Here is a 683-nt window from a genome sequence, read left to right on the forward strand (position 1 = left end):
AAGGCGAAGGTCTCGGCCGAGTTCATCAAGTCGGTGAAGGGCAACCGGGACGGCAAGCTGATCCTGGTCACCGCGATCAACCCGACGCCGGCCGGCGAGGGCAAGACCACGACCACGGTCGGCCTCGGCGACGGCCTGAACCGCATCGGCAAGAAGGCGATCGTGTGCATCCGCGAGGCCTCGCTCGGCCCGAACTTCGGCGTCAAGGGCGGCGCTGCCGGCGGCGGCCTGGCGCAGGTGGTGCCGATGGAGGACATGAACCTGCATTTCACCGGCGACTTCCACGCCATCACCACCGCCCACAACCTGCTGTCGGCGCTGATCGACAACCACATCTACTGGGGCAACGAGCTCGGCATCGACACCCGCCGCGTCGCCTGGCGCCGCGTCATGGACATGAACGACCGCGCGCTGCGCGAGATCATCTGCTCGCTCGGCGGCGTCGCCAACGGCTACCCGCGCGAGGCCGGCTTCGACATCACCGTCGCCTCCGAGGTGATGGCGATCCTGTGCCTGGCCACCGACCTCAAGGACCTCGAGAAGCGCCTCGGCGACATCATCGTCGCCTACCGCCGCGACAAGTCGCCGGTCTATGCCCGCGACCTCAAGGCCGACGGCGCCATGGCGGTGCTTTTGAAGGACGCCATGCAGCCCAACCTGGTGCAGACGCTGGAGAACAATCC

At 67.5% G+C, this 683-nt stretch carries 1 protein-coding gene; it reads left to right on the forward strand.

The features are described from left to right. Positions 1-683, forward strand: a 683-nt coding sequence (locus tag EN818_RS30660) for a formate--tetrahydrofolate ligase (RefSeq protein WP_135906574.1), incomplete at both ends; no start/stop codon positions are given.

The organism is Mesorhizobium sp. M3A.F.Ca.ET.175.01.1.1, assembly GCF_004791945.1.
Lineage (GTDB): Bacteria > Pseudomonadota > Alphaproteobacteria > Rhizobiales > Rhizobiaceae > Mesorhizobium.